The 25000-nt window shown below is 70.8% G+C and carries 17 protein-coding genes and 1 pseudogene; 13 read left to right on the top strand and 5 right to left on the bottom strand.

The genetic code is table 11. The features are described 5' to 3' along the window. Nucleotides 1–239 precede the first annotated feature (239 nt). From DEIPH_RS02950 to DEIPH_RS02975, 6 genes are all read left to right on the top strand, one after another. Complete coding sequence (locus DEIPH_RS02950; RefSeq protein ID WP_152544752.1) at nt 240–1244, top strand: eCIS core domain-containing protein; 1005 nt, start codon at nt 240–242, stop codon at nt 1242–1244. 183 nt (nt 1245–1427) lie between these two features. Continuing rightward, nucleotides 1428–2681, top strand: a complete 1254-nt coding sequence (locus DEIPH_RS02955) for a hypothetical protein (RefSeq protein WP_034353602.1) — start codon at nt 1428–1430, stop codon at nt 2679–2681. 48 nt (nt 2682–2729) lie between these two features. Next, a complete protein-coding gene (locus DEIPH_RS02960; RefSeq protein ID WP_034353605.1) occupies nt 2730–3002 on the top strand; it encodes a PAAR domain-containing protein in 273 nt (90 codons plus the stop codon). A 2-nt stretch (nt 3003–3004) separates the two neighbouring features. Next, the gene (locus tag DEIPH_RS02965; protein ID WP_051517102.1) at nt 3005–3865 is read left to right on the top strand and encodes a Pvc16 family protein; all 861 of its coding nucleotides are present in this window, start codon (nt 3005–3007) and stop codon (nt 3863–3865) included. Nucleotides 3866–4160: 295 nt separating this feature from the next. Further along, nucleotides 4161–5732: an ABC transporter substrate-binding protein gene (locus DEIPH_RS02970; RefSeq protein WP_034353608.1), complete on the top strand. Its 1572-nt coding sequence runs from the start codon at nt 4161–4163 to the stop codon at nt 5730–5732. 11 nt (nt 5733–5743) lie between these two features. Further along, complete coding sequence (locus DEIPH_RS02975) at nt 5744–7540, top strand: M14 family metallopeptidase (protein ID WP_051517103.1); 1797 nt, start codon at nt 5744–5746, stop codon at nt 7538–7540. A 19-nt stretch (nt 7541–7559) separates the two neighbouring features. Here DEIPH_RS02975 and DEIPH_RS02980 read toward each other — a convergent pair whose 3' ends face one another. Continuing rightward, entirely contained in the window at nt 7560–8180 is a 621-nt protein-coding gene (locus DEIPH_RS02980) for a TetR/AcrR family transcriptional regulator (RefSeq protein WP_051517104.1), read from the bottom strand. A gap of 140 nt (nt 8181–8320) precedes the next feature. On the opposite strand from DEIPH_RS02980, the gene DEIPH_RS02985 reads away from it, so the two are divergent. After that, the gene (locus tag DEIPH_RS02985) at nt 8321–11446 is read left to right on the top strand and encodes a YhgE/Pip domain-containing protein (RefSeq protein WP_051517105.1); all 3126 of its coding nucleotides are present in this window, start codon (nt 8321–8323) and stop codon (nt 11444–11446) included. Nucleotides 11447–11519: 73 nt separating this feature from the next. Here the strand turns inward: DEIPH_RS02985 and DEIPH_RS02990 are convergent, their stop codons facing one another. Beyond that, a complete protein-coding gene (locus DEIPH_RS02990; RefSeq protein WP_034353611.1) occupies nt 11520–13793 on the bottom strand; it encodes a hypothetical protein in 2274 nt (757 codons plus the stop codon). A gap of 608 nt (nt 13794–14401) precedes the next feature. Here DEIPH_RS02990 and DEIPH_RS02995 point away from each other — a divergent pair. The 6 genes from DEIPH_RS02995 (at nt 14402) to DEIPH_RS03020 (ending at nt 22129) form a co-directional block, all read left to right on the top strand. Further along, complete coding sequence (locus DEIPH_RS02995; RefSeq protein ID WP_152544754.1) at nt 14402–15283, top strand: hypothetical protein; 882 nt, start codon at nt 14402–14404, stop codon at nt 15281–15283. Nucleotides 15284–15513: 230 nt separating this feature from the next. Then, nucleotides 15514–16365, top strand: coding sequence for a fimbrial biogenesis chaperone (locus DEIPH_RS03000; RefSeq protein WP_034353617.1), 852 nt, complete (start codon nt 15514–15516; stop codon nt 16363–16365). Beyond that, nucleotides 16362–16937 carry a hypothetical protein gene (locus tag DEIPH_RS03005; protein ID WP_152544755.1) on the top strand — a complete coding sequence of 192 codons (576 nt, stop codon included), beginning with the start codon at nt 16362–16364 and terminating at the stop codon, nt 16935–16937. The genes DEIPH_RS03000 and DEIPH_RS03005 overlap by 4 nt, the downstream gene beginning before the upstream one ends. Nucleotides 16938–16965: 28 nt before the next feature. After that, complete coding sequence (locus DEIPH_RS03010; protein WP_034353624.1) at nt 16966–20310, top strand: carboxypeptidase regulatory-like domain-containing protein; 3345 nt, start codon at nt 16966–16968, stop codon at nt 20308–20310. A 206-nt stretch (nt 20311–20516) separates the two neighbouring features. After that, on the top strand, nt 20517–21074 hold the full coding sequence (locus tag DEIPH_RS03015; protein WP_034353627.1) for a dihydrofolate reductase family protein: 558 nt from the start codon (nt 20517–20519) through the stop codon (nt 21072–21074). 155 nt (nt 21075–21229) lie between these two features. Continuing rightward, nucleotides 21230–22129 (top strand): tyrosine-type recombinase/integrase, encoded by a 900-nt coding sequence (locus DEIPH_RS03020; protein ID WP_034353631.1) that lies wholly within the window; start codon nt 21230–21232, stop codon nt 22127–22129. 219 nt (nt 22130–22348) lie between these two features. Here DEIPH_RS03020 and DEIPH_RS03025 read toward each other — a convergent pair whose 3' ends face one another. From DEIPH_RS03025 to DEIPH_RS03035, 3 genes and pseudogenes are all read right to left on the bottom strand, one after another. Next, the gene (locus tag DEIPH_RS03025; protein WP_051517107.1) at nt 22349–23740 is read right to left on the bottom strand and encodes a hypothetical protein; all 1392 of its coding nucleotides are present in this window, start codon (nt 23738–23740) and stop codon (nt 22349–22351) included. A gap of 13 nt (nt 23741–23753) precedes the next feature. Continuing rightward, nucleotides 23754–24452: a vWA domain-containing protein gene (locus tag DEIPH_RS03030; RefSeq protein ID WP_034353634.1), complete on the bottom strand. Its 699-nt coding sequence runs from the start codon at nt 24450–24452 to the stop codon at nt 23754–23756. A 48-nt stretch (nt 24453–24500) separates the two neighbouring features. Next, nucleotides 24501–25000 (bottom strand): annotated as a pseudogene (locus DEIPH_RS03035) (transglycosylase domain-containing protein); the annotation flags it as partial.

A 25000-nucleotide genomic window follows, 5' to 3' on the forward strand; every position in this document is an offset into this window, starting at 1 on the left:
TGCGTTCTGAATCTCTCCGGTCAGGCCCGGCTCAGCCTGTCGCCGGTCATCCGCTCCTGCCCGACGGGGGCGTGCCGGTCGTCCCCCAGGGCCGGGTGGATGCGGAACCCCGGGGCCGTGTTCAGGCAAACGTGGCGGGAAGCGGAGCTGCCCCGCAGGACGTCGCAGGAGAGACGCCCGTCACACCTCACCATGTCGCCGCGCCGCCCTTCCCGCCGGACGGAGGACCCGCTCAGCGTATGGCCAGCCTGCCCACCGCCGCGTCGGGGCCGCCGCCCGCCCAGCCCGGTGCGCTGGCGACACAAAGCAGGGACTCTTCGGCCCCCGGGACAGGCTCCGGCAGCGGCCCCCGGTTGTCCGGCCCGGCGGACGTGCCCGCTCCCGTCGCCCGGCCCCTGGCGCGCGCCCTGGCCGACCCGGCCGCGCGGGCACCGCTGCCCCTGGGGGTACGCGCCCGGCTGGCCCCTCTGCTGGGGCAGGACGTGACGGGCGTCCACGTGATCCAGAATGCCCAGGCCAGCGAAGCGACAGCCGCCGCCGCCGCCGACGCCTTGGCCGTGGGAAACGCCGTTTTGCTGGGTCCCGGGCAGGACCTGGCTTCGCCGCGCGCCCTGGGGCTGCTGGCGCACGAACTCACGCACGTGCTGCGGACCCGCGACCCCGGCTTCGTGCCCGCCGTCATGCGGGCGGGACCGCAGGGAAGGGGCCAGGCAGCGCGGCTGGACGAGGAAGCGCTGGCCGAGCGGGTCGAGGGCCGCGTCCGTGGCCACCTCGCCCAGCGTCCTGCGGGGGGGCTGGGTCCTGAGGTGGGGGCTGTTCCCCTGCCCGCGCACCAGCGGTCCCCGGGGCCGTCCGCCTCACCCGCGCCGTCGACCGGTGGCTGGGGCGGTCTGCCCGCGCCCTGGGAGCCGATGCCGTACTGGGACACTCCGGCCCCAGGAGCGGCCCCCGGCTCCCCGAAGGCCAGCTTTCCGGCCGCGCCCGCCCCGGCCAGCCCGCCCGTGGCCCCGGCCCCAGGCGCGAGTGCCCCGGCGGTGCGCGCGGCCAGCCGGACGCGCTCGGTGGACAGTCCCGGTCAGGCCGCCTCCGCCCCGGCGGCTGACCCGGCCCGGACACAGGGGCTGCCGGTGGGCAACGACCAGCACCGCGCCGGCCGCACCGCCCCCGATCTCGACCGGCTGGCGCAGCAGGTGTACGGGCTCCTCAAGCGCCGCCTCAGCGCCGAGGTGCGGCGTGACCCTTGAGACGAACCCGGGCAGACTGGCAGGGCTGAGGCGCGGCGTCCCCCGGGGCGTGCGTTCACGACAACGGAGCGGAGGGATTGCCCCGGCGGCCACTGGCCTTCCGGTGTGCTGGCCGGAGGGTCTGCACGCGGGAGCAAGTAGATCCCCGCCGTTTCCAGCAGAACAGCTTCGAGGAGGACCGGGATGAGCGAATTCGACGTGATGCGCCGTGAGCAGGAGGCAGACGCGCCGCGCCGCCAGGAGGCGGAGGACGAGCAGCGGGGCCACTGGCCGCCGGCACCGGAGGCCAGTGGGCCGGGCAGGGACCGCCCCACGGCCCCCGGCACCACGACGCCCAGCCTGCGCCTGCGCTACCGACCCGCCGCAAATGCCCAGCACACCCTGCCCGACGACCGCGCGGCGGCGGTGACGCGCCGGGCGCTGGAGGGGCTGGGCGGAGCCGAGGAGCGGGCCGCGCACCTGATGCCGGAGGCGGACGTGCTGAGCCGGCTGGTCAACGATGAGGCGCTGGAGTTCGCCCCGCGCGGCGATCCCGCGCCCCTGGCCGCCGAGGAGGACAGCCGCGCCCTGAGCGCCGGCGGACGCGAGGAGGGCGTGGTGAACGACGAGGGCTTTCGCCGCGAGGCCGAGCTGAAGCCCGACGACCTCGACGAGATCGCGCGCGAGCGGCAGGACCTGGTGCGGACCTTCCACGCCGAGCAGGGGCCGCAGCTGCTCGACCCCGGCGAGCTGACGCGCCTGCTGGGGACACCCCCGGCCCCGGACGCGCGGGACCCTCAGGCTGCGGGCGACCCGCAGGAAATGCGTGGGCCTGCCGCGGAGCGCCCCGCCCAGCCTGACGGAGCCGGACGCGGGCGGCAGGTGCTCGGCACCCCCGCCGGTGAGCGCGCCCTGCATCTGGTCACGCAGAGTGTCGGCGCCCACTTTCAGACCTGGCTGCGCCGCGAGGGCCACTGGCACAAGCGCAGCGAGTGGCTCAGGAAGCAGCTGGCCCGCGTCTGGGAGTACGCGCCCGACGCGCTGAATCCGGGCACGCTGCTGTTCGCGCCCAGGGGCCGCACGCGCCTGGCCACCTATCTGCGCGCCGAGGCGGCCCCGGAACAGCTCGGGGAAGCGCGGGGTGCAGGCGCGGTGAAGCCGAAGGCGGGTGGACTGCGCGGTAGCGCGGAGGAGGCGCGTGCCCCCGGCGAGGAGGCCCAGCAGGCACGCACCCGGCAGGCCGCCGCCAGCGGCCAGTATGAGCGCCAGATCCGGGAGGCGCGGGTGCGCGCCGTGCAGGCGGTCACCCAGACCGTCAACAAGGCCTGGGCCGAGGCGCGCGACCTGAGCTGGCCGCTGAACGTCAGCAGCGACGACCTGAGCGCCTTTCTCAAGACCCCGCAGGAAGGCGCGCTCGACCGCTGGGCCGCCAGTACCCCGGAACGGAGCAGCGGGTGAAGGGCCGGCCCCTTGCGCCGCTTGCCCGGCTGCGTCAGCATGGGTGTCATGGCTGAGCCTGGCATTCGCGTCGGTGACCCCGGTGCCCACAGCGGCGTCGTCAGTGCCGGCGCCTCCACCGTGACCCTTGTCGGCCTGCCCGCCGCCCGCCTCGGGGACCCGCACAGCGAGCCGCCCCCGCTGGTCGCCCACGGGCCGCAGGTGATCGCCACCGGGTCCGCCACCGTGTTCATCGAGGGCTGTCCGGCCGTTCGCCAGGGCGACACGCTGGGCTGCGGCGCGGTCCTGAGCGCCACCCAGTTCACGGTCCTGATCGGCTGAACGTGATCGGTGCCGTCCACGAAGCTCTGCGGTCCATGCTGCACCACGACGGCAAGATTCCGGCAGAGGACATCGACATCACCTTCGCGATTCCGACCCGCGACTGGGTGGCTGCCGTCAGCCGCCCCACGGTCAACTTCTACCTCTACGACATCAGCGAGAATGTCCGGCTGCGCGCCAACGAGTTCGAGGCGCGCCGCACCGACACGCGCGAGGTGCAGCACCTCCGGCCCCGCCGGATCGACCTGAAGTACGTCGTGAACGCCTACTTCAAGGCGCAGCTGGCCGAACTCGACGACCAGGAATGGCTGATTCTGTGGCGGGTGCTGACCACCCTGATGCGCAACAGCGACTGGCCCGAGGCGCTGCTCCCGCCCGAGGCGCGCGCCCTGCGGACCCCGCTCCAGGGTCTGGTCTGCCATCCGGAAGCCGCGCCCCGCCCCAGCGATATCTGGAGCACGCTGGGCACCACCCCGCGCCCCGGCCTGCACTACGTCCTGACGGTGCCGCTGGACCTGAACATCGAGTTCATGCACACACTGGTCCTGGAACAGAACGTGCGCTTCCGCGACCTGGGGACCGGCGAGGTGATGCAGACGGTCCGGCGCACCGCCTGGCGCCTGCGCGATGCGTCCGGCGCACCCGTGGCCGGCGCCGAGGTGCGGCTGCCCGACCACCCCGGCCTGAGCCTCAGCGACGAGGCCGGCGTCTTCAGCACCTCCGCACCCCACGCCGAGGTGCCGCAGCTGCTGATCCGCCGCCCGGGCCGCGCCACCTGGGACCTGGTGCCGACCCGGCCAGGGGAGACCACGGTGATCCTGGAGACGGAAGATGAGACCGCAACGCCGCCCGGTTCATCCTGAAGGCTGGCTGTTCTCCCCGGCTTGCCCCTTCCCGGGCTTCTAGCGCATAAGAAGGCGGCGGCAGTCCGCAGGCGTTGGCTGAACGGAGCGCAGTGGCAGCAGGCAGGCACCTGGGTTCTCTGGCCTAGCGGCCGTCATTCTGCTCATGCTCTAGACAAGGCGGGACCGAAGGCCCGAACTCCGGGGGAAACACCGGACAGATGACTTAGAGTGAAAGGGTCATTTTTCTCAAATTCTTCTCAGCTTGCCGCAGCGCTGATCCGCCCCGGTGTGCGCCCATCCCTGGAGGTTTTCCGTGAATCACGCGAGTACCGCTGTTCTGACGCTGGCCCTGCTGGCCCTGAGTACGACGGCTGGGGCCGCCACCCTCGTGTATGGCGCAGGTGGCGACCCGGTGACGCTGGAAAGTGGCAACATCAACGACACCAACTCCGCCATCGTCCAGAACCAGATCTACGACACGCTGACCCGGGTCCGTCCGGGAACGACGACGCTGGCCCCGGGCCTGGCGACAAGCTGGACCGCCAATGCCGACCGCACCAGCTGGACCTTCAATCTGCGCCGCAACGTGAAATTTCACGACGGCACCCCCTTCAACGCCGACGCGGTGATCTTCAACGTGAACCGCTGGTGGGACCCCGAGGCCCCCAACACCTACCGGTCGCAAAAGGCCTGGGAAAGCTGGAAACTGGTCTTCGGCGAGCCTAAAGGCCCCCAGAGCCTGCTCAAGAGTCTGCGCAAGGACAGCGACTTTCAGGTCACGTTCCTGCTGAGCCGGCCGCTGGCCAACTTTCCGGACATGATCGGGGCCAACTTCTTCGGCATCGCCAGTCCGGCGGCCGTCAAAAAGGCCGGGGCCAACTACGGCACCCCGGCGGCGGGCGCGGTCGGAACGGGGCCTTACGTGTTCCGGTCCTGGGTGACGGGCGCGCAGGTCATGCTGGCCGCCAATCCTGCCTACTGGGGGGGCAAGGCCAAAACGGAGACGCTGCTGATCCGGTCCATCAAGGACCCCAGTTCGCGCCTCAACGAACTCAGGGCGGGCACGCTGGACTTCGCCTGTGATCTCAACCCCGACAGCCTGAAGAGCATCCGCTCGGACAAGAACCTCACGGCAGTGCTGCGCCCCAGTTTCAATGTCGGCTTCCTGAGCCTGAACACCCGGCAGGAGCAGCTCAAAAACGTCAAGGTGCGCCAGGCCATCCGGCTGGCCCTGAACCGCAAGGCCATCGTGGATACCTTCTGGGGTGACCTGGGCATCCACGACGACAGCTTCGTGCCGCCGCCCCTCGCGTGGGCCAACAGCAAGAAGGTGGGCTTCACGGACATGAATGCCGCCGCTGCCAAGAAGCTGCTTGCGGAGGCCGGCTATCCCCAGGGCTTCACGCTGGACCTGTGGTACATGCCCGTCTCGCGCCCCTATTTCCCCACGCCCAAACCGATTGCCGAAGCGATGGCCGCCGACCTGGGCGCGGTGGGCATCAAGGTGAACCTCAAGACCGAGGACTGGGCCAAATACCTCGACGACCGCAACAAGGCGCCCGGCTTCGACATGTACATGATCGGCTGGACGGGGCAGTACGGAACCCCGGCCAATTTCTACGACGCGTTCTATGGCCCCGGGGGCACCCGGGATTCGGGCTTCGACAACCAGCCCTTGCAGGACCTGCTGGTCAGGGCCTCCGCCGCCAAATCCAAGGGGCAGCAGACGGCGCTGTACGCCCAGGTTCACGAGCTGACCAACGCGGCCTCGGTCCGCATTCCGGTCGTCCACTCCCGCCCCCTGTGTGCAGCGCGCACGGCCCTCAGCGGCTGGGTGCCCAATCCGGCCAACAGTGAGCCGTTCAGCACGATCAGCAAGAAGTAGCTTCCGGAGTCATGGCGCCCGGAGCGGCAAGCGAGTGGAGCTGGCTCCCGGAACTGGAGGCGGTGCGGCGCATTCTCGCGGAGGCGCCCGCCGCGCCGGACCGGCTTGAGCTGTGGGTTTCCGAGAGTGCGGCGGCGCGTGCGGCCCTCAGTGCCGACCTGGCGCGGCAGTATCCCGGCTGTGAGGTGCGCGTCCGCTCGGCCTATAAACCGCTGGTCCACGAGGTGGTGGAACGCTTTTTGCCCGGCTGGCGACAGGGGCCGCCCCGGGGCGTTCATCTGCGGTACCCGGTGGTTGCGGGGGAACACCCCGAACGGTTCTTGCTGGAGGCCTATCCGCTGGCGGGCTGGCTGGCCGAGTTGGGGGTGCCCTTCACCCATCAGGGCCACGCGGGCCGGCACTACGCCCTGGAGGTGGATGGCCGGACCGACATCGTTGAGGTGCCCGGCCGCCCGGCACTGGGGGCCGAAGGCCGGGTTCACCTGCGGCCCACGGGCCGCCTCGACCTGACCGTGGGGGACGTCGTGCAGTCCCACGCCTTCCTCACGGATGCCGAACACTGCTGGGACCGCTATCTGGCGTGGCTGCGGCAGATGCCCTGGCCCCCACAGCCTCCCTTCTTCGGCACGCTGCGGATCACCGCCGAGCTGTCCGAACCCGACGACCCGCTGCCCTACGGTCTGGAACAGAGCAGCATGACCGAGGGCCTGAGCGAGGACCTGTATTTCGGCACGCTGGCGTTTTTCCAGCAGCGGGCGGGAAAAAGCCCCGGCAACCGCGAGGTGCAGGTGGGCCAGATCGTTCCGGTCGTTCGGGCATGCCGCACGGCCCCGCCGCGCCTGAGCGTAGAGCTGTTGCCCCAGGCGCAGGCCGCCGCGCTCCCCGGACACCTTCCCCCGGCGCTCGAACCCCCGTCGCTCGAGGACCTGGACCGGCCCCTGGGGAGCGCCGAGCTTCAGGCCTGCCTGGAAGGTCTGGCCCTGCCCCGGCTGCACGCCCGGAGTGTGCAGGGCAGGCCCGTGACCGGGTTCCGGCGTCCCGGACAGGGGCCGGGCGTGCTGGTGACGGCGGGCCAGCACGGCAACGAGGCGACCGGGGTCGTCGCGGCGCTGCGTGCCCTTCAGGCCCTGACCAGCCCGCTGCCACTGGGCTTCATTCCCCTGGAAAATCCGGATGGCTACGCGCTGTTCGGTAAGCTTCAGACCGTGAACCCCGGACACATGCATCACGCGGCCCGCTACACGGCCCTGGGCGACGATCTGGAGTTCCAGCCCCGGCCCCCTTTTTACGAGAGCGGGGTCAGGCGGAACCTGCTGCGCCAGCTCGCTCCGGTCCTGCATCTCAACCTGCACGGCTACCCGGCGCACGAGTGGACCCGGCCCTGCTCGGGCTACGTTCCCGAAGGCTTCGGGGCGTGGACCCTGCCCAAGGGGTTCGTGCTTATCCTCCGGCATGACCCGGCCTGGGGGCGGCAGGCGCGGGAACTGGCGCGCCGGGTGGCGGAGGGCCTGGCGCGGAATGCGGCCCTGATGGCCCTGAACCGCCGCCAGCTCAGGGTGTACGAGGGGCATACCTCCGCGCGGCCCTATCAGCTGCTGCGGGGAACCCCGGTGGTCTGGGAGGAGAAAGCCGGCCTGCCCTGTCCGCTGTGCCTGATCACGGAGTTTCCGGACGAGACGGTCACGGGTCCGACCTTCCGCCTGGGGCACGCCGCGCAGTACGAGGTCATTCGGAGTGCGGTGCGCTGGGCCGAACACCACGTCGCCTGGTCCCGGCGGGCCGGGGAGCGCGGGCCAGGGCCGGGATAAAGCATGCCCCGCTGCCCCCTTACTCCTCCAGCGGCGGGCCATCCAGGCACGGGTCATCCAGCCACGGGCCGACGCCGCCGCGCACGAAGGCGTCCAGGCTCCGCACGAGCTGCTCCGTGTCCACGCCCGGGTCGGTGGCCGCACGGAAGGCCAGGCTGTCGAGCAGGGTCGTGACGATCAGCAGCAGGGCCGGATTCCTGCGGATCTGCAAGGCCGGATTAAGCTGGAGGCGTGCCCCGAGGTCGTTCAGGAAGGCCGAGCGCCTGGCCTGGAAGGTGGGACCGCCGCCGCTGTGCAGCAGCGCCAGCGTGTCGCATTCGCCCAGCAGGAAGCGGAAGACGGCAGCAATCAGCGAGGGTGGCTCGGCCCCGGGGGCGGGCCGCATCCTGGCCCCGCTCAGCAGCGGTTCCAGGCGGCCCAGCAGATCGTGAAGGCGCTCCTGAAGCAGGACGTCGAGCACCGCCTCGGTGGACGTGAAGTAGCTGTAGATGGTGGGCCGCGAGACACCGAGCGCCCGGGCGATCTCGCCCATGGTCACGGCCTCGTAGCCCCGCTCCACGAAAAGCCGGGCGCTCACGTCCAGAATCTGCTGCCGCCGGTCGGCGGAAGGCAGGCGCTTGCGGTGGTCCAGAACGGTCATACGGCCAGTCTACTCCTGAATCTACACTCTGTCACTTGACACTCTGTCACAGCTGGCGCATCCTGTGCAGAGCTGACAGGGTGTCATGATGAGTTGGCTCACCCTGGTGCCCCATTCCACCTGCTCGTAAAGGACTCCCCGTGACCGACCAACCTGTCCCCACCCCCCCCGAATCCACCCCGCCGCTGCCCCGCCGGGGCGTTCTCGCGGACTACCGCGCCCTCACGCCCAGCGAACGCCGGATCTGGCGCGCGCCCCTGATGTGGGCGGCGGCCCTCGCCATCCTCTTTATTCCGGTGCTGTACGTCAGCATCTACCTCGCCAGCGTGTGGGACCCCTACGGCAACCTCGACAAGCTGCCGGTCGCCTTCGTCAATGCCGACGTGGGCACCACCTCGCGGGGCAAGACCTACAACCTGGGCCGGGACCTCGCCCAGGAACTCCGGGACGACCCGCCCGTCAAGCTGATCGCCTATCCCAGCGAGCAGGCGGCGCAGGCGGCGGTGCGGCGCGGGGACGCCTACTTCGCCCTGACCATTCCCCGCGACTTCAGCCGCAAGGCCGTGGCGGGCAGCAGCAGCGAACACGGCCAGCTGCACCTCTACAGCGCGCAGGGCACCAGCTACTTCGCCAGCCGAGTCGGCAGCAGCGTGGCGGGCAGCATCACCGAAAAGCTCAACGAGAAGCTGGGCAGCAACCGCTGGGAGGTCGTGCAACGGTCCCTCGCCGATGTGCAGAAGGGCTTCCGCGACATCAAGGACGCCACGCGCCAGCTGGCGGACGGGGCCGGCAAACTGGAAGAGGGCAGCGGGAAGCTTCAGGCCGGAGCCGCCGAACTGGCGACCGGGGCCGGGAAAGCCGCCAGCGGCAGTGGGCAGCTGACCCAGGGGGCGCGTGACCTTTCAGCGGGCGTGGGCCGCCTGACGGGCGGGGTCACGCAGCTCTCGGGCGGCCTGAAGAAACTGGAGGCGGCGGCCCCCGGCCAGGCCCAGCTTCAGCCGCTGGCGAACGGGGCGGCGCAACTCGCGCGGGGCAGCACGCAGCTCTCGGGCGGTCTGAAACAGTTGCAGACCGGGGCCGGGCAACTGGGCAGCGGGGCCGCCAATCTCGCCAGGGGCGCGGTGCAGGTCAATGCCGGGACCGGGCAGCTCGCCGGGCAGCTTCCCCAGCTCGCCAGCGGCCTGAAACAGCTTCAGGCCGGGGCGGGGCAGCTGGGCAGCGGGGCCGCCGACCTGGCCACCGGGGGAACGCAGCTCAAGGGGGGCGCGGGACAGCTCGCCGCGCAGCTGCCGGCGCTCCAGCAGGGCCTCGGGCAGCTTCAGGCGGGGGCGCAGAAGCTGGCGACCGGAGCCGCCGATGCGAACGCGGGCGCCCAGAAACTGAAGACCGGGGCCGGACAGCTCGGCGGTCAGTTGCCTCAACTGGGCAGCGGCCTCGGGCAGCTCGCGGACGGCGCGGACCAGCTGGGGGCCGGGGCCGCCGGGCTGAACAAGGGCGCGGCGCAGGTGAACACGGGCGCGCAGACCCTCGCCAAGAATCTGCCCGACCTCCAGAAAGGTCTGACACAGGCCGGGGAGGGCGCGAACGCGGTGAATGCCGGGGCGCAGAAGCTGGCCCAGGGCGCGGCGCAACTCGCCGGCAGCGTCCAGAGCAATCCCCTGTTGCCCGCCCCGCTAAAACAGGGCACCCAGGAGTTGGCGACCGGCGCAGACCAGCTTCAGACCGGCACCCGGAACCTCGCGGCGGGCCTCGCGCCGCTTGAGGCGGGCAGCGCGGCGGCCAGCCAGGGCGCGCAGCAGCTCGCCGCCGGGACGGGCCGGCTGGTGGGCGGCGCGGCGCAGCTTCAGAGCGGCGCCAGCACCCTCGCGCAGAGTGCGCGCCAGGCCCAGAAAGGCGCGCAGGCCGCCGTCACCGGGGCGGGGCAGCTGGCGACCGGCGCCGGACAGCTCGCCGCCGGGACCGCCCAACTCCAGACCGGCGCGGCCCAGCTGGCCGGGAAGCTCGGTGAGGCGGCGGCGGGCAGCACGGCCGCCGTGAAGGGCGCGGCCCAGCTGGCCGCCGGGGCCGGACAGCTGGCGACTGGCGCGCAGAAGCTCCAGACCGGCGCGGCCACCCTGGCCCGGAAAACGGGTGAGGCAGCGACGGGGGCACAGAAGGCCGCTGCCGGGGCCGGGCAGCTTGCCAGCGGCACCACGCAGCTTCAGAAGGGCGCGGCGCAGCTTCAGGCCGGAGCCGCGACCCTGGCCCAGAAGACCGGCGAGGCGGCAGCGGGCGCGCAGCAACTGGCCACAGGAGCCGGGGACCTTCAGCAGGGCGTGCAGAAGGTCGTGCAGGGCAACGTGCAGCTCAAGGAGGCGCTGGGCACCATCACGGGCAAACTCCCGGCCCAGGCGGACCTCGACCGTCTACGGGGCGGCGCACAGACCCTGGCGCAGAAGAGCGGCGACCTCGCGGCGGGGGTGGGGCAGCTCCGGACCGGCGCGCAGGCGTTGACGACCGGCGCGGCCGACCTCCACACCGGCGCGGCGCAGCTCCGCAGCGGCCTCGACAAACTCAACCGGCAGGTGCCCGCGACCACCGAACAGCTCGGCGGCGACCCCGAGGGCCTGTCGGCCAGCGTGCAGGTCACCGAGCAGCACACTGCCGAGGTGCCGAACAACGGCGCGGCCTTCGCCCCGTACTTCATCACGCTGGCGCTGTGGGTGGGGGGGACCCTGACCACCTTCATCTTCCCCTATCTGCTGCTGCCCGAGAGTGGCCGCCGGACCGGCCAGCTCGCGCGGGTGCTGCGCAAATACACCGTTCCCGCCTTCTATGTGGTGGCGCAGGCCTTGATCGTGGTGTACGGGCTGCACCTGCTCGGCGTGACCTACCTGCATCCCGGGCGGGTGGTCCTGACCGCCACGCTCGCCAGCCTGACCTTCATGATGCTGATTCTGGCCCTCAACCTGCTGCTGGGCGCGGCGGGCCGCCTGCTGGCCCTGGTGCTGCTGGTCGTGCAGCTGGCCGCGTCGGGGGGGTCCTTCCCGGTCGAGCTGTCCTCGGGCTTCTTCCGGAGCATCCACGCGGTTATCCCCGCGACCGACGCCGTCAACGCGCTGCGCTCCGCCATGTTCGGCTCTTACGAGGGCCAGTACGGGGTGTTTCTCGGGCGGATGGGGTTGGTCGCGCTGGTGAGCTTCGGCGTGGCGCTTCTCAGCCGCTTCCGCTGGCAGTTCACGCCCGACGAGAAGTTCCGCTCCCCGATCATCACCGACGTGGGCTGAAGCCGCCAGGAGCGGTGCGCGCCGGATCACGTGATCCGGCGCGCTTGTTTGTATGGCTTCGTGCGGCGGCCCCTCACGCCTTGCCCTGAACCTCCAGGGTGTCGCGGTCGTGGGCCAGCAGGGAGCGGCCGCCCCACTCGAACGCGCCCACCGTCAGGGCCACGTCCACCGCGCGCACGCTGAGTTCGGGCAGTCCGCCCGCCGCCTGCCCCGTCAGCCGAAACCAGCGGCCCAGCGGCAACACGCCGCCGAAGGTGTGCGGCGTGCCGTCCGCCTCGTGGTCCGGGAGAGGTTCGGCGGCGTAGACCAGGCGCGGCCCCGTCCCAAAGCGCAGGCCCAGTGCGAAGGGGGGCGGGCAGAGGCCCGGCAGCGGGGAACGCCCCGCCACGTCCAGCCGGGCCGTCAGCGCCCAGGGACCGCCGGATGATCCGGGCAGGGCCAGGGTGAGCGGCGGCGGCGGCCCCAGGCGGCCCCGGCGCAGCACCTCCAGTCCGCCGTCTTCCAGCGCCACCCGGTAGCCGTTGGGCGTGTGGCTTTCCCGGCGGCCCGCACCCCGGGGCGCCGCGCCGGGCTGCACCGCTGGCCCCTCGACCAGCTCGATGGGCGTGAGGGGCGCGCTGCGGCACCCGGCTTCCGGCAGGACCGGCCAGGCCGCGCGCGCCGCCGCCGCCAGGTCGGTCAGCCCGGCCCGTTCGGCGTACAGGTGGCTCAGGGCGGGCTGGGCCTCCAGCAGCAGCGCCGCGAGCGTGCAGCGCAGGGCGTGGCGTTCGGCAGCGGGCAGGGTGCTGGCCAGGGCGCTGCGCAGGGCCTCGCTGGCAAAGGCGAGGTGCGGTTCGGCGTCGTTGCTGCGGTACCGCAGGTCCGGCAGGCTCAGGGCCTCGCGGCGTCCGGCGGGCAGCAGCACCCCGGCCCCGGTGCCCGCCCGCAGCACGTCCGGGGCCGCGCCGCCCAGCAGCGCTTCGGCGAGGTCCGGGCCGAAGTGGTCGTGCATCTGCGCCAGCCGCGCCAGCGCCTCCCGCACCCCCCCGGGCAGGTCGCCCAGCCCCGCCAGCAACTCTTCCCGGACCACGTCGGGCAGCCGCAGGTCACCCCGCGTCAGGTCGCTCCCCTCCCGCAGCAGCGCGCGCACGTGGAGGGGCCAGCCCTCCGAACGCTGCACCAGCTGGGCCGCGCGGGCGTGGCGCGTGTCGCTGGCCTCCGGCGCTCCGGACGCGGCCATGGCCCGCATCACGCCGCGCACACTCAGGGCGGGCAGCGTCAGGGTGTGCTGGTGCGGGCCGCCCACCGTGCCCAGCGCCCGCCGCAGGTCCGCGAGGTACTGGGCCGAGGTGGTGGTCAGCACCAGCACCAGCGGGGACGGCAGGTCCAGCACGAACTTCAGCACCTGCATCAGCCACGCCGGAACCCGGCGCGCGTCATGCACGGCGATTAAAAGCGGCACCTCGGCCTGACCCAGCAGCCCGGCCAGCCGGATCAGGGCCACGTCGGGATCGGCGGGCAGGGCCTGCGCCTCGGCGCGCAGCTCGGGGGGCAGCAGCCGCGCCAGCTGTTGTGCCAGGGCCGCCTGAAGCAGTTGCCGCTGTGACGACGCCTGCACCTGCACGGCCTGCCAGGGCGTGCCCTGCACCGCGTCCGCCAGAAAGCGGCGCCGGGTGCCGCTGTGGCCCCGGAACAGCACCAGTTGCGGGGCCTGCTGCGCCCGGTCCAGCACCTGCCGCAGCGCCGCGAGCTGCTCGGGCCACTCGAAGTGCAGCTCGGAAGGTGAGGCGGCGGCGTGGGCCGGCGGGTCAGCCGCTCTCCCCGTCACCCCGGTATCGGGAGGCAGTTGCAGGCCCAGCAGATCGGCGCGGGCGCGCACCAGGGCTGCCGCCTGCGCCTGTCCCCGCGCCTGAAAGCGGGCGTGGGCCGTGCCCAGCCGCTCCTCGATCTGGTCGTGGATCACGCTCCGCTGCTGGTCCACCCAGCCGCGAAAGGCCGAGGACCCCAGGTCTTCCAGCCCGCTCAGCGCCGGTCCCCGCAGCCGCGAGAGCCAGTCGTTCAGCTCGCGTTCGTGGCGGGGGTCGGGCTTCCGCAGCCAGCTTTCCAGGTCCGTGGCGCAGTTCAGGCTCAGCATGGGCCGCCGCGCCGGAAAAGGGGAGACGCCCTGCCCCTTGAGCCGCGTCAGTTCGACCCGCAGGTTCCGCAGGGCGTCCGACGTGTCCCACAGCAGCCCGGCGAGATGTTCGCGGTGATGTGCCCGGCCTTCCAGTGCCAGATACCCCAGCAGTGCGGCGGCCTTGCTGGACACGGGCAGCACTTCCCCCTCACGGCTCACATGAACGTGTCCCAGCAGATGCAGCGTGAGCATAGCTTCTCCTACACTCCCGCCTGCACGCGGGAGCTTTTTCAGAGGTGATGAAGGTTCTTCGACTTCTGCGCTTCTGTGAAGAATAGCAAATCTGAAGATGTGATGAGGCGAAAACGATCCCCACCTGTTGGGGGTAAATGTGTCCACAACGGCTTTTCCGGGTGCCGACGTTAAACGTTGCATGAAAACGTTACAGCCGTCTCAGCCTTTGCGCGCTCCTGACACGCAGCGTTCATTCAGCTCACGCGGTTCAAAAAGGCCCTGTGGTTTCGTGAGCCGCTGCCATGTATTCCTACAGAAAGCTGTTCCAGCCGGCGCTTTTGTCTCTGCCCCTTCCAGAAAGGCAAGCGGAGTCCTTCAGCCGCGCCTCATCTGTAGGGCCGTGCTCTAAGACGGCTCTTATGTTCCTCAGCATGTTCATTTGCGCTCTGAGAGCTGATTTTTCAGTCTCGAAAGGCAAGCGGCCAGAACTGAACTCATCTGCTTTTAACAGGACTTGCACCCTTTTAGCCTGGGCTTAACGCCCTCCTCACTACTCTCTGGTCAGCAACGGGGCGCTGGCTCCGGTGCCCGGCCCGACGCCCCATTCATCCCTGGAGGGAAAGACCATGAAATACGCTTGGATTCTCGGTGCGATGGTTCTGGCAGGAGTTGGCACGGCAGGCGCTCAGGGCGTGCAGGGGGCGCCTGACACGCAGTCTCTGACCCTCTGTGGGTTTTTCCCCTTCCCCGACTGCGCACCCCCCACTCCCACCACCGGCGACTCGGTCAACATCGTGACCGGTGGCGGCAGCAGCAGCCTGACCGAGAACATCTCGGTATCCATTCCCTCCATCGTGGCGATGCACCTGCACGAGAAGAGCTGGAGCCTGAACCTGGGCGACCAGGCGTTTGTGGCGGCCAACTGCTACCGCGCCGGTGGGCACGACATCACCACGGGCCGCGATTACACGGACAACATCGCTGGCTTCATGAACCACTCCGGCACCAGCTGGATGGGGGACGGCACGAAGGACAGCAAGAACGCCTACTCCAGCGTGGGCAACTTCACCTGGGCCAGCAGCTACAACGACAACATGAAGGCGGCCCCCCGCTACCCCGGCATCGAGTACGCCTCCGGCACCAGCAACCAGGTGTCCTGGAAGGGACCGATCGTCTGCTTCAACCGCAAGGTCGTGGAGAAGTTCGCCAACGGGGCCAAGGGCTGGGAAGTCAACATCTCGGCCAAGAACGTGACCGCGGGCTTCCCGACCCTGATTCTGGGTGACCGTGTGGCGAACACCGGCTACAAGAAGGTCGAAACGCTGTACAACGCGAGCGACAAGACCAGCAAGAGCCTCACCTTCAACAACACCAACGTCACGGGCATGGGCATGACGACCGGCGGCTGGCTGGACGACTACATCCTCGAAGCCCTGGTGTTCGACGGCAACGAGACCTCCGGGACCAAGACCGCCGACGTGGTCTTCCAGCTCACCGGGAAGTTCTGAGCCGACGGGGGTGGGCCGGGCTGTCTCCGGCCCGGCCCACCCCCACCTTTCCCGCCTTCCCCGCAGGCGGCCTCAGTCGCGTAAATCCCGGGAACGTGTCGCGGGGCGTGCCGCGTTCCCATCTTTTCTTTGCCGTACCCTTTTCAGAGCAGCCCCCACAACAACAGAGTGTCCGTTTCTGTCCGCACGCCCCGGCCCACCGCTTCATTCGGTTTTCTGGAGGACAACCCATGCTGCACGCCCCCTTCCGTCCTGGCCGCCGCGCGGCCCGTTTTCTGCTGGCGTCCACCCTGCTGATGTCCGGCCTGCTCGCGTCCCCGGCCCTGGCCGCGACGGGCGTGAGTGTGGACGTCTCGCGCGTGGAGCTGAATGTGCAGCCCGGCGGCAGCGTGAACCACGCCGTCACCGTGAGCAACCCCGGCAACCGCAGCGACAGCGCCATGAAGGTCAGCGCCTACCTGCGCGACTTCGTGTTTCCGACCCAGGGCGCGGTGCAGTTCCTGAATGCGGGCAGCACCAAGAGCAGCCTGGCGAAGTGGTTCCAGTTCACGCCCGCCGAGTTCACGCTGGGGGCGGGGCAGAACCAGCAGGTGCGCTATACCCTCCAGGTCCCCGCCGGAACACCTCCGGGCCTGTACTGGGGCGTCCTCTTCTTCAAAAGCGATACCGCCGGGGCCGCTGCACCTGCCGCTCCCCAGGCGGCGCAAAACGGTGTGACGGTCCAGTACAACATCGACGTCGGGCAGATTATCTACGTGCAGGTCGGCACGCCCACGCTGGACGCCGCCCTGAGCGGCATCGGGGCCGAGTACGCGGGGGGGCAGCTCAACGTGAGCGCCAGCATCAAGAACACCGGCAACGCGCTGCTCCGGGCCGCCGGGCGTGCCCAGGTTATCGATGCCGCTGGCAAGATTGTGGCGACGCTCCCTATCGAGGAAGGGGTGGCGCTGCCCGGCTACACCCGCGCCTTCAGCGGGCAGGCCCCCGCCGACCTCAAGGCGGGGCAGTATCAGGTGCTGCTGGCGCTGCAATACGCCAAGGGGAAGGTCTTTACCGGGCAGACCCGACTGGTGGTGAAGTGAACATGGGCCGTTGCTGCTGGCCCCTGGCCGCCCTGCTCCTGCTGCCGCACGCCGCTGCGCAACTCTCGCCGCCCGTCAGCACGACCCTCAGCTCGGCCACGCCACAGACGGCCCTGCTGCTGGATGGGCAGCGCCTCAGCCTGAACGTGGCCTTCCGGCCCGGCGACCCCAGCGGCCCGGCTTACCCGCCGCTGGGTGCGTTCTCGAAGACCAATCCCGCCTACTACGCCGTGCATGGGAATGGCGGGCCGCTGCGCCTCACGGTGTCCACGGTGCTGAAAAGCGCCGCGCTGGTGCTGCGCGCACAGTCGGTGCCGCCCCTGCGCGGCCCGGCGCTTCCGACCGACCGGGTGGAATACAGCGTGAATGGCGGTCCCTGGCAGCGCACCGGGGCGGTGCAGGTGGTGGCCCTGCTGCCCGCGAGCGGCCAGGCCACCTACGACATCACCCTGCGGCTGCGGCTGGAGGGTGACGAACCCGCCGGAGAGCGGGCGCTGGTGCTGAGCTGGATGGTCGAGCCGCAAACCCTCCAGCCCCAGACCCCCGCGCCACAGTCTCAGGGGGCGCGGTGAGGTGCGTGTTCCCCCGCTGCCCAGCCCCATGTCCGCCCCCGCTGCCCGGACCCTGCTGCTGACAGCCCTGCTGGCGGCGGGCCTTCCGGCCGCTGTCGTCCAAACGCCGGGCGTTTGCTGGGGCGCGGCGCAGGCTCAGGCGGGTGCGGCAGCACCCCGCGCCGCCGAACCGGGTGAGTTCCTGGTCCTGCCCCTGCGGGTGCCGCCCGGTCCTGCGAGCTATGCGGTCAGCGCGACCCTGCCCGCGGGCTGGGCACTGCTGACGCAGGAGGCGACCGCCGAGAACGGGACCGTGGTGGTGGCCCTGAACGTGCCCGACGATGCGGTGGCCGGGCCGCAGGACCTGAGCTTCACGCTGCGGGGGCCGCAGGGCACGTCCCCCCTCACGCTGCCCCTCACGGTGAACGTGGCGGCGCATCCCGACTTCGTGCTGGTGCTGCCGCCCTCCGACCGGCTGCGGCCCGGCGAGCAGCGCCGCTATACCGCCTCTGTCACCAACACCGGCAATGTCCGCGACACCCTGCGCCTGCGGGTGGAGGGCAGCGCGACCGTCACGCCTGCCCTGCTGACCCTCGCGCCGGGCGAGCGGGCCGAGGTGCAGGTCAGCTATGTTCAGCAGAGCCAGGGCAACGCCGATACCCTCCGGCTGATCGGGGTCAGCAGCGTGGACCCCCACCTGGAGCGTGACAGCCTGCTGGTGCTGAGCATCGGCAGCAGCGTGGCGAACTTCAGCGGGCCGCAACTGGCCTGGAGTGTCTCGCTGGCCCCCCAGGTCGCCTGGAATACCGGCCTGAAGTTCCGGGAGACCGGCACCGGTCAGGTCCCCACCCTGCCCGGCCTGCCTGGCGGCAGCGATACCCCGGGCACTGCCACGCCTGCCCCGCTCGACCAGACTGCGTCCGCCTGGGCCTGGGGCGGGGCCTTCAGCGCCTCGCTGGCGGGCGACCTCAGCGACTACGCGCGCGGCCTGCTGAGCTATACGGTGGCCCGCCAGGAAGACGGCCAGCTCGTGGACAGCGGGGTGGCCCAGGTCAACTGGGGCAACCTGACCGTGACGGGCCGCAGCAGTGACGCTTTCCGGCGGGTGGGTCTGGAGGCCGACTACGAGCGCGGGGCCTACACCTACAGCGCGGGCCTCTACCGCGACGCGCGCGCCGAGGGGGGCGGGGCCTTCAGCGTCGCGGGGCGTCTGCGGCACACGTCCGGCATTTCCCTGACGGCCTCGCACACCTTCGGCGTGGCGGGGGGCAGTGCGCTGGGGGTGGGCTGGACCCGGCGGCTGGGGGCTTTCACGCCCAGCGTGGAGGTGGAGGCCCTGACGTCCGGCGGGCGCTGGGGCCTGGGGCTGCGCGAGCGCCTCGACTACGAGAACCGCGTGCTCCTGGCCCAGCAGACCTACCGCTACGACAGCCTGAACCGCTCGCAGCAGCTCGATGTCCGCGTGACTTCCCGCCAGCTCGCGCCCTTCGGCGTCAGCGGCGGCCTGAGCGTGAGCAGCACCGGTGGCGTGTGGCGCTACGCCCTGAGCACCGCCGCCACCTACCGCCCCGACAGCACCTTCGGCGTGACCTTGCAGGCCAGCTACGGCAGCGACCTTTTCGCCGCGCAGCTCTCGGCTCTCAAGGAATGGCGCTGGGGGACCGCCGACATCTTTCTGGACGGCCAGCTGGACTACCAGGGCGGCCGGGCAGGCGGCAGCGTGCAGGCCACCGGCGTCATTCCGGCGGGGGCCGGGCTGGTGCTGGTCAAGGGTACGCTGGGCTACCGCGACGGCCTGCTGTACGGCGCGGGGGCGGGCTACACCCGTGGGGCCTTCAGCGTGGCGGGGGGCCTCCAGGGCAGTCTCGAAAAGACGCGCCTGACCCTCAGCGCGGCCTACCAACCGCTGCGCGGGCTGAACGCCACCGCCGATTACATCCTCGTCCAGCCGGGAGCGGGACAGACGGGGCCAGTACAGACGGGTTCAGTGCCGACCGGTTCAGGGCCAGCCCAGCGGCAGCAGAACCTCTACGCCAGCGTGGGCTACAGCCAGGGGCGCTGGGCCGCGTCCGTGCTGGCGGGCTACGGCACGACCGGCAGCCAGGCCCCGGCCTTCACCTACGGGGCGCGCGTCACCGGTCAGGTGCTGCCCACGCTTCAGCTCACGGCTCAGGCCGAGCGCACGGCGGACCGCACCCGCGTCGCGCTGCGGGGCACCTTTACCCCGTCGGGGGCCTTCAAGACGCCGGGCGGCATCGTGAACCTGTTCGGTGGGCGCAATGCGGGCACGCTGCGGCTGCTGGCCTTTCTGGACCGCAACAAGAATGGCGTGCAGGACGCGGGCGAGCCGGGAGCCGCCACCCGCTTTCTGGTCGGGGGCCAGGACGTATCCACGAATACGGTGGGCGAGGGCAGCGTGCTGCTCGCGCCGGGAGCCTACAACGTGGAGCTGGGCGGCGAGGTGCTGGCGCAGTACCTGATTCCCAACCTGCCCGCAGTGACGGTGCCGCTGCGCCAGACCGTGACCGTGAAGGTGCCCGTGCGCGAGGTGGGCAGCGTGCAGGGCCAGCTCACCGACGACGCCGGGCGACCCGTCGCAGCCACCCCGGTGCAGGTGACGGGACCGGAGGGCACCGCCAGCGCGCTGACCGACATGGGCGGGTACTACCGCATCGGCGGGCTGGACTTCGGCACGTACAGCCTCAGCGTGCAGGCCGACCCCGCGCTGTACCGCGTGCCGGAAGCCGTCCAGTTCATGCTGGACGCCGCCCACCCCCTGCCCACCCAGGACCTGAAGCTGACCAGCGCGGCCACCTTCACCGAGCTGAAGGTCAGTGACCTCCACTTGGACGTGACCCTGCCGCAGGAGCCTTTGCCTCCCGGTGCGGCGCTGCCCGTGCGCGTCACGGTCGAGCCTGCCGCCGACACCGTGCGCCTGGAGGGTCTGGGCGACCCGGCGAACCTGACCAGCCAGGACGGCAAACTATGGATCGCGACCGTCCTCATCCCGCCTGGCCAGCAGACCACCGAGGTCCAACTGGTCGCCCAGCGCGGAACCCAGAGCGGCAGCGAGCGCGCCCTGTTGCTGATTGATCCGGCTCTGCCCGCCGCCTCCTTGCAAGTCGCTCCCTACAACGCCCTGCCCAGCCAGGTGATGACTCTGCGGACGGTCCTCTATGCCCCCGGCACCCGCCTGGAGGTCCGCGACGAGACCGGCCAGCTCACGCCCCTTCAGCCCACGGCTCCTCAGGGGGCTGACCCATCCACGGCTGGCCCGCGCGAATACACGGCGCAGTTCGCGGCGCACGCCGCCCCTGGCCGCCACACCCTGACCCTGCTGGTCGATGGTCAGCCCCGCGCCGAGGCTGAGTACCTCGTGCTGGGCCGTCCGTAGCGAAGGCTGCGGGTGCTGGACTGGAGCACGGGAATATATACAAAGTCACGATTTACCTACAAACTCTGTCTCCTCTGCCTCCTCCTCCAGCCCCCCCTTCCCCCATGCTTTTGCAACCGCCTAGGGCTACGGCAGGATTGACGAATCCCACTCCGTCAAGAGCTGCCTTTAACGCGAATCCTTGTGGCAGCTGTCAAACTCGCCGCATGGGACTCCTGACCTTCAGCATCAACGTCACTCTGGACGGTTGCATCGACCACCAGGAGGGAATCGTCGACGACGAGACACACGCCTTCTTCACCCGCATCCTGGACGAGAGTGGGGCGATGCTGTGGGGCCGCGTCACCTACGAGATGATGGAGAGTTACTGGCCAGCGGTCGCCCGCGGCGACGAGGAAGCGCCGCAGGCGATGCGCGAGTGGGCGGTCAAGCTCGAGACCAAGCCAAAGTACGTGGTGTCGTCCACGCGCAAGGATTTCGCGTGGACCAACAGCCACCACATCGCTGGCGACCTGCGCACGGGCATCCAGAACCTCAAGGACACGACGCCGGCCGGAGTGCTTCTCGGGAGCGGCAAGCTCGCGACCGAGCTGGACCGACTGGACCTGATCGACGAGTACAAGTTCCTCGTCCACCCCAGGATCGCTGGACACGGCCCGACCCTGTACCAGAGTGGACTGCCCAGCACGCGGCGGCTTGAATTGGTCTCGGCGAAACCGCTCCGCTGCGGCGCTGTCGCCATGCACTACCGGCGTGGACGCTGAGCCAGACCAGCGCTACGCAAATGAGGCTAAGGCACTCCTCTCCACCTTTACTTGTGCGGCAGTTCCGTGTGCTTTCGCCAGGGCCTAAGCTCGATGAGGACTGGCTTTGCTTTCATGCCGGGGGAGGGGAGGCAGTTGATTGTATATATTCAAGTATGCGCGATCTGACTCTTCTCGCGGTGCAGGCCCGCCGTGCCCTCGGGCAGGGGGACCTCGAAGCGTTCCTTGATCTGCTGGCCGAGGACCTCCCCGGCCTGCCGGGCAACGCCACACGCAAGAACTACCTGAGCAGCCTGCGGGCCTATCTGCGGTGGGCGACTGCCGAGCGGCGCAGCATCCTGAACGCGCAGGCGGAAGACGCCGAAGCCTATCTCACCTTCCTGATCGCCCGGCACGCCCACGCCCCCGCCACCATCCACAACCACCTCACGCGGGTCAGGACGCTGTATGACGTGCTGCACGCCCCGGGCCTGCACGCGGGTCCCAATCCCTTTCTCGGGCTGCGGCTCCCCAGCAACAAACCCGAGGAACACCGCGACCTCTACTCGGAAGAGGAACTGGCCCGGCTGCTGGCACATGCCGACGCCCAGGGCCGCGCCCTCGTTCTGGTGGGTGCCCACGCGGGACTGACCGGCCCGGAAACCGTCCGGCTCCGCTGGGAGGACCTCGACACCCAGGGGGGCCGGCTCCGGGTAGGGGCGCGCGAAGTAGAGGCCAGTGAAGAACTGCACCGGGCACTGCGCGCCTACGGCCAGGAGCGCGGCCACACCGACCTTTTCGGCGCGACCGGCAAGGCCTTCGACCCCACCACCGACCACGAACTGCGCGCCGTGATCTACGCGCTGTGCCGGGCAGCCAACGTGCCCTACCGGGCCTGGCGCGCGCTGAGAAACAGCGCCGGGCTGCGGCTCCTGCGCCTCACCGGCGATCCCCGGATCGTGGCCGACCGCCTGGGCCTCACGACCCTGAAAGCCGTCGAACCGCTCCAGAAACTGGACAGGGCCGGAACAGCAGTTGCCCCGGCCAACGACCGCTCAGAGCATGGGGCAGAATGACGGCCCCCGGGGGAAAGCGCCCCAAGTGCCTCCACAGCTGCCCCAGGCTCCTGCCAACTTCACGCGCTGTCTTGGGCATCGTCGTGAACGGACGCGCATGAGCACGCCACTCCTCCAGAACGGACTCGCTTGAGCAAGCCTGCTCTCCCCTTGAGGACGCCAGCCCCCTCCCCTCGGCCAACGCCTGCGGAAAAACCCCGCATCCTGACGGCTTATGCTCTACAGGAAGCGCAGCAGACCCCCGCGCCGCTGCGGGTGCTGGGCCGCCTGCACCTGCCCGGCGAACTCCTCCAGGGCATCTTGCAGTTGCCGCGCGTCCCGGACGATTCCCGCGCTGAGGGTCTGCACCTGGGTGTCGCGTTCCTGTTCCCAGTGGTTCAGAACGCGCTCGTTGAGGCGGGCGTGGTCGGGGCTGGTCACGTCGCGCGGGGGGGCGAGGCGGTCGCGGGCGGCTTCCAGGTACGCGACGGCATCGGCGGCGCGGGCGGCATCGGCGTACTCGCGGGTCTGCTTGAGCTGGGCGACGCGCGCGGCGAGGCGTTCGCGTTCCAGCACCCCGCGTGCGCGCTCGCGGCCCTGGAGCAGCGCCGCCGCCGCCGCCATCCCCACCAGCGCGAGCGTGAAGGCCAGCAGGGACCAGTGCGGCGGGGCCGCTCCCAGGTCGCCCGCCGCGCTCAGGTCGGTGAGCTGGCCCTGCTGCGCGGCGTTGGCGGCAATTTCCTGCGTGACACGCAGGATGCCGTCCCAGTTCAGGAAGCCCTCGACGCCCAGGTACAGCAGGCTGACGCCCACGATGCCGGTGAGGTAGGCGGCGGGGCGGCCCATGCCGGGCGTGCTCTGCGCGAGCCGGGCGCGGTAGGCCAGTTCGTCCACCAGCCACAGCAGCAGCACGCTGAACATCACCCCGGCGGTCAGCGCGATGACAGTCAGGTACAGGCGGCTTTCGGGGTTGAACAGCAGGTTGATGCTCACGCCGCTGATGACGCCCACGAAGAACTTGCTGAACACCGCGAAGGCGTTAAAGACCCGCTTGCTCCCGGTCTGTTCCTCAGGCGGGCGTAGGGGGTGGCCCTCCCGCGCCAGGTCCGACAGCGCCTGCTGCTGATAGAAACTCTCGGCGCTCTGGGTGTCGGGGCGTGCGCCGTGCAGGGTCAGCACGCCAAAGCGCTCCCGGCGGGCCTCCTCGATCTGCCCGGTGGCGCGGGTGTAGTCGCGCTCCACGCCCCCGCTCGCGGCGTTCATGAAGCGCAGGTGCGCGTCCTGGCGTGCCCACGTCTCGCGCACCCCCGCGCCCGTCTCCGCCAGCACGCGCGTCAGCGTGGCGCGGGCCACCCCGTGGTTCACCCGGTACTGTTCCAGGTTCAGGCGCAGCACCCGCGCCCGCGTGTTCAGCGCCGCGCGTGCCGCGTCGTCCTGCACCAGCGGCAGCTCGCGCGTCAGCTCCTCCAGAAAGGCGGCGAAGTCGTCGGGCGGCAGCACCGGCATGAACTGCTCGGCGGTGAGGGGGCCAGGATGGGGCAGCGCCGCCTCGTACTCGCTGGTGTCGGGGGTGGGGGAGAGGGAGGCATCCGGCTCTGGCTGCGCGTCCGGAGCTGGCGTGAACGGGTCCATGCGGGTCACCTCGTCACTTCCTCGCCCTGTTCACGGCGTCCGCAAAGGTCGGGTAGACGTTGCTCAGATCGTAGGCCCCGGCCAGCAGCACGCGCGGGTCGGCCCCGCCCTTCCCCAGGGCCTTCACGAAGGAGTCGCGAATGGAGTCGCCGCCTGCCCCCTTCTCAGGGCTGAGGCCCGCGATGAAGAGGGTGCGCGTGTCCCCGGCATTCAGCAGGCCCTGGACGGTGCGGCCCAGCGCGGCGCGTCCGGGGTCGTCCAGAACCGCGCCGTCGGTGAACAGCACGGCCACGTCCCGGACCCCCGCCGTGCGCGCCATCGCCGTTTTCGCCTGGGCGAGCGCCGCCGTGATGGCGCTGCCCTTCCCGGTGCAGGGCTGGGTCAGCGCGGCGGTATAGCGCAGGATGTCGGCCTTGCCCAGCCGCGCCCCATTCTTGGACTGAAAACGGAAGTCGGCCACGGTCTGAACGCCGCTGCACACGCGCAGCAGCGTGACGGTGTCGCCCGAACGGACCTGATTGAGCAAGATGCTCTGCGCGAGCAGCCGGGCCTGGCTGGCGTAGCCATAGGCGGGATTCTTGCTGCTGCCCGTCATGTCGGCGGCGATGACCACGTGCAGCGGCGGGGTACTCAACCCCAGCAGGGTGGACGCGCTCAGCGGCACGGGCGCGAGCAGCGGAAGCAGGTGCAGGACGAGGGCGGACACGGACATCGGGACTCCTTGAAGGGGGAAACAGGGCAACCGGGTGAAAGGGGCGACTCAGCGGTCTGGAGAGGGAAGCACGGGGTTCCGGACATCGGCGCCGGGGGCGGGCACGGCCACACCGCCCACCCGCGTGATTCCCGCCGGGACCTCCAGGGCCGTGACCGTATGCGGCAGCTCGCGCAGCAGCCCGAGTTCACGGCAGGCCGCCTGATCGCGGTAGAGGTCGGCGGGGACGCTCTGCACGCCCTGCGGGTCCCCGATCCAGACGCCCAGCGCGTACTGCGGCGTGACCCCGGCGCACCAGGTGTCGCGCACGTCGTCGGTGGTGCCGGACTTGGCCCCCAGCGCCACGGCGGTCCCCAGCAGGCGCCGGGTCAGGGGCGCGCGCAGGAAGTGGACGTGCCCGCTGGGGTCGTTCACCGCGCCTTGCAGCAGGTCGAAGGTCTCGTAGGCGACCGCACGGCTCCACAGCGGCGCGCACGCCCGGCGCGGCAGCGGCAGGGCGCGGCCCGCACGGTCATAGGCTTCCGCGAGCAGGTGCGGCGGGCAGAAAT

Origin of the sequence: Deinococcus phoenicis (assembly GCF_000599865.1) — a bacterium.
GTDB lineage: Bacteria > Deinococcota > Deinococci > Deinococcales > Deinococcaceae > Deinococcus > Deinococcus phoenicis.

Excerpts from the sequence above, each read along its gene's own strand:
- DEIPH_RS02950 (WP_152544752.1), top strand. The coding sequence starts at position 240 with ATGGCCAGCCTGCCCACCGCCGCGTCGGGGCCGCCGCCCGCCCAGCCC.
- DEIPH_RS02955 (WP_034353602.1), top strand. The coding sequence starts at position 1,428 with ATGAGCGAATTCGACGTGATGCGCCGTGAGCAGGAGGCAGACGCGCCG.
- DEIPH_RS02960 (WP_034353605.1), top strand. The coding sequence starts at position 2,730 with ATGGCTGAGCCTGGCATTCGCGTCGGTGACCCCGGTGCCCACAGCGGC.
- DEIPH_RS02975 (WP_051517103.1), top strand. The coding sequence starts at position 5,744 with ATGGCGCCCGGAGCGGCAAGCGAGTGGAGCTGGCTCCCGGAACTGGAG.
- DEIPH_RS02980 (WP_051517104.1), bottom strand. The coding sequence starts at position 8,180 with ATGACCGTTCTGGACCACCGCAAGCGCCTGCCTTCCGCCGACCGGCGG.
- DEIPH_RS02990 (WP_034353611.1), bottom strand. The coding sequence starts at position 13,793 with ATGCTCACGCTGCATCTGCTGGGACACGTTCATGTGAGCCGTGAGGGG.
- DEIPH_RS02995 (WP_152544754.1), top strand. The coding sequence starts at position 14,402 with ATGAAATACGCTTGGATTCTCGGTGCGATGGTTCTGGCAGGAGTTGGC.
- DEIPH_RS03000 (WP_034353617.1), top strand. The coding sequence starts at position 15,514 with ATGCTGCACGCCCCCTTCCGTCCTGGCCGCCGCGCGGCCCGTTTTCTG.
- DEIPH_RS03010 (WP_034353624.1), top strand. The coding sequence starts at position 16,966 with ATGTCCGCCCCCGCTGCCCGGACCCTGCTGCTGACAGCCCTGCTGGCG.
- DEIPH_RS03015 (WP_034353627.1), top strand. The coding sequence starts at position 20,517 with ATGGGACTCCTGACCTTCAGCATCAACGTCACTCTGGACGGTTGCATC.
- DEIPH_RS03020 (WP_034353631.1), top strand. The coding sequence starts at position 21,230 with ATGCGCGATCTGACTCTTCTCGCGGTGCAGGCCCGCCGTGCCCTCGGG.
- DEIPH_RS03025 (WP_051517107.1), bottom strand. The coding sequence starts at position 23,740 with ATGGACCCGTTCACGCCAGCTCCGGACGCGCAGCCAGAGCCGGATGCC.
- DEIPH_RS03030 (WP_034353634.1), bottom strand. The coding sequence starts at position 24,452 with ATGTCCGTGTCCGCCCTCGTCCTGCACCTGCTTCCGCTGCTCGCGCCC.